This window comes from Streptococcus sp. 4094 (assembly GCF_013277125.1).
Lineage (GTDB): Bacteria > Bacillota > Bacilli > Lactobacillales > Streptococcaceae > Streptococcus.
This window is the reverse complement of sequence record NZ_VMMI01000076.1, coordinates 1-3486: the sequence shown is the minus strand read 5'-3', so window position 1 is coordinate 3486 and position 3486 is coordinate 1. Positions and strand designations below refer to the sequence as shown.

Sequence of the window (3486 nt, the reverse complement as noted above, 5' to 3'; positions counted from 1 at the left end):
GATTTTCATTGAGTATTACTTCACAGATCCTTCTGACAATCCACTTGCAATCTTATTTTGGATAATTGAGAAGAAAATGATTGATGGAAGAACTACAATAACAGATGCAGCCATCATATCTCCCCAGTCTAAAATTTCTGAACCGTTAAGTGATCGAAGGGCTACTGCTACTGTCATCTTTCCTGTATTGTTAATCAAAATCAAAGCATACAGGAATTCATTCCAAGCATTGATAAATGTATAAATAGCTGTTGCTACAATACCTGGTGCTACAATCGGTAGCACAACTTTATAAAAAGTAACAAATTTATTTGCACCATCAATTCGAGCTGCTTCTTCAATTCCAATTGGAACTGTTTGGAAAAATCCAACTAAGAGCCAAACTGCATATGGAACACTAAAAGATAGATAAACCATCATCAAGCCAAATAAACTATTTGTTAACCCAACTTTAGCAATGGCAATTGAATAGGGAATTGCTAACAGAATTGGTGGGAAAATGTAGGTAATGACGAGTAATCTTGACATGATTGCTCCCAATTTAGGGAAGAATCGAACAATACCATAGGCTGCCATAGCAGAAATAATAATCGCAATAACGGTTGTAGCTAAGGCAATGATTAAACTGTTTCGAATGTTATCAATAAAGTGCAAATCGTTGATAACATGAGTGAAATAATCTAATGTAAATTGTTCAGGCCAAAATCGTGTTGGATACTGAGTTAATTCCCCTTTACCCTTGACAGAAGATATGATAATCCATACCAATGGGAAAATTGCAACAATAGTCGCACCAATCAAGAGTACATGTGAGAGAACATCTAAATAAATACCGGATTTCTTCTTCATTATTTTCTACCCTCCTTTTCCCACTTACTGATGATAGCAAAGTAGATAAAGCAAATCGCCACCAAGAAGATAAAGAGCAATACTGTAACTGCTGAGGCACGACCCAATAATTTAGTTCCCCAACCTAGGTTGTAAGCAAAAATTGGGAGCGTCGTTGTAGCATTGGCTGGTCCACCACCAGTAATGAGGTAGATAATGTCAAAGTTATTAAAGATCCATACAGTTCTCAAAACAACTAGAAGTCCTACAACCACTTTAATATGTGGAAAGACGATAAACTTGAACACCTGCCAACTTGAAGCACCATCTATCTTAGCAGCCTCAAATTGTTCTTCTGGTACTGTCTGCAATGCCGAAAGCACATTGACCATAATCATCGGCGCTCCAAACCAAATGTTGATAAACACCAAACATAGAAATGCCCATGTACTATCTGTCAAAAATGCAGGTGTATGTTCCATTAAACCTAATTTTACGATTAGATTAGGTAAGTAGCCATAAACCCCGTTTAGAATCCACTGCCAAGAAAAGGCAATAACGATGGTAGGAAATGCCCAAGGAACAATCAATAAGGTCCTATATAATTTCTTGAAGTGGCGTACTCTGTGAAGAGCTAAAGCCAATACAAACCCTACTAAAACTTGACCAACTAATGAGAAAACGGTCCACTTAATTGAATTAAAGAACGCATTAAAGAAGTTGGGATCTGATAGCACAGCTTTATAGTTAGCTAAACCAACAAATTTATAATTAGGCATAATCAAATGCTTATTGGTAAAGCTATAAAAAATACTCGAGAAAAACGGATAAACAAATAGTAACCCTACGATAATCATAGCTGGCAAAACAAATATCCAGCGAGTTAAATTACGTTCTTTAACCATTCTCCTTCTCCCTTCTTTTACAAGATTGGGCTAGGGCTTTTCAGCTCACTAGCCCACCTATTTTCTAGTCTTTTACATCTACTGAGCAGCCTCAAATAAATCGTTTAATTGTTTTTCTGCTTCTTTTGCTGCTTTCATAGGATCTGTTCCATTTGAAATGATATCTTGGAACATTTGTTCAATAATGTGTTGGTTAGTCAACATACCAGCTTGTACACTTGGTCCATTTTCATAACCAATAGCAGTACCTTTTTTAACAGCTTCAGTAATTACTTCTTCAGCATGTTTAAATTTCTTACGAGTTTCATTTTCTTTATAGGCTGCAGAATCGCTAATCCCCTTAATAGTTGGCAACATACCTACTGGAGTTGAATCAAGGAATTTAACGTAGTCTTCTTCATTATAAAGTGATTCTAAGAATGCTTTAGCAACTTCTGGATGTTTTGAATTTTTCCAAACAACCATTGGAATGTTTGAGGTTTCAATTCCTTGGTCTTTATCAGACTCTTTGATTTTTGGAATAGGATAAGCATCAATCGAATCAATCAATTGAGGACTGTTGGCATTAATTCCTCCAATATGGAAGCCAGAGTTAAAGTCAAATGCTGTTTTTCCTTGATAGAACAAGGTAGCTTGTTGAAGGACATTAAAGTTCAAAGAATCTTGAGGTGAGATTTCTTTATACATTTTAACCCAGTATTTAATACCATCTTGAGCAAGTTGGCTTGTCAAATCTGCTTTAAGATCTTTTGTTAAGAGGCTTCCTCCACCACTACGTACGTAGAAGTTCAAGAAACGTGTTGCCATTAAGTCATTTGTTCCGAACGGAACAGACAAGCCATAAACTCCAGCTTCTTTCAATTTTTTAGAAGCTTCATAGAGTTGATCCCAAGTTTTAGGAACCTCAATATTATGTTCTTTTAACAAATCAGTTCTAACCCACATAACTTGTGCATGTGAATAAAGAGGAACAGAGTAGTAATCATCTCCGATTTTTGCTTCATTTAAGGCAGTTTCGTTAAATTTATCCTGTCCAATACGCTTGATAGAATCATTTAGCGGAACCAAAGCATCTGAGTTGACCATTTCCATTACTTGGTTAGGGAGAGCTGTACTGATATCTGGCACATTCCCATTTGCTAAACCTGTAGTCCATTTAGTATAGAAGTCATTCCAAGAGAATGTTTCAATCTTGATTTTCGTTTTTGGATGCTTTTGCATGAAAGCATCTGCTGATTTTTGAATACTTTCTAAACGGGGTCCTTGAGTAAAGGAGTGCCACATTGTAATCTCACCAGATAATTCTGTCGGTGGTTCAGTACTAGTTGTAGCTTCTTTTTTTCCTGAACAAGCTACCAAGGCAACGGCTGCTAGCGCAACTCCAGCTAGACATAAAAACTTTCTCATTTTTTTCATCGTTCTTCCCTTTCTACATTAAGAAATCGCAACTTTAAAGACAACTTTTTTCACAGGTTCATCATTTATACGAACCTTGGGTTGATGTAAATCTTCTGGAAAAGTGATGAGGCATTCGCCAGCTCTCAAATGAACCAACTGTTCCACTTTCCCTGTGTATAATTCAATATCCTTCTCTTCATCATACTCTTGGGTAACGCTTACATTTTCCGGCGACGTAACAGCCATGGCTTCTTCGTTTTCCAAAACTAAATGAATATCCAAATATTTTTGGTGAGTTTCAAAGAAAGCCCCTGCTTGACCATCTGCTAGATAAGTAAAGCAATTCCCAAACAAT

The 3486-nt window shown here is 36.6% G+C and carries 4 protein-coding genes; all 4 read right to left on the bottom strand.

The features are described 5' to 3' along the window. Nucleotides 1-15 precede the first annotated feature (15 nt). Nucleotides 16-849 carry a carbohydrate ABC transporter permease gene (locus HT721_RS10795; RefSeq protein WP_172925310.1) on the bottom strand — a complete coding sequence of 278 codons (834 nt, stop codon included), beginning with the start codon at nucleotides 847-849 and terminating at the stop codon, nucleotides 16-18. Beyond that, nucleotides 849-1733 carry an ABC transporter permease subunit gene (locus HT721_RS10790; RefSeq protein WP_000237988.1) on the bottom strand — a complete coding sequence of 295 codons (885 nt, stop codon included), beginning with the start codon at nucleotides 1731-1733 and terminating at the stop codon, nucleotides 849-851. The genes HT721_RS10795 and HT721_RS10790 overlap by 1 nt, the downstream gene beginning before the upstream one ends. Nucleotides 1734-1811: 78 nt before the next feature. Next, nucleotides 1812-3149, bottom strand: a complete 1338-nt coding sequence (locus HT721_RS10785) for a sugar ABC transporter substrate-binding protein (RefSeq protein ID WP_000738774.1) — start codon at nucleotides 3147-3149, stop codon at nucleotides 1812-1814. 18 nt (nucleotides 3150-3167) lie between these two features. Beyond that, on the bottom strand, nucleotides 3168-3486 hold a 319-nt coding region (locus HT721_RS10780), incomplete at its 5' end, for a YhcH/YjgK/YiaL family protein (protein ID WP_173229815.1).

Excerpts from the sequence above, each read along its gene's own strand:
- HT721_RS10795 (WP_172925310.1), bottom strand. The coding sequence starts at position 849 with ATGAAGAAGAAATCCGGTATTTATTTAGATGTTCTCTCACATGTACTC.
- HT721_RS10790 (WP_000237988.1), bottom strand. The coding sequence starts at position 1,733 with ATGGTTAAAGAACGTAATTTAACTCGCTGGATATTTGTTTTGCCAGCT.
- HT721_RS10785 (WP_000738774.1), bottom strand. The coding sequence starts at position 3,149 with ATGAAAAAAATGAGAAAGTTTTTATGTCTAGCTGGAGTTGCGCTAGCA.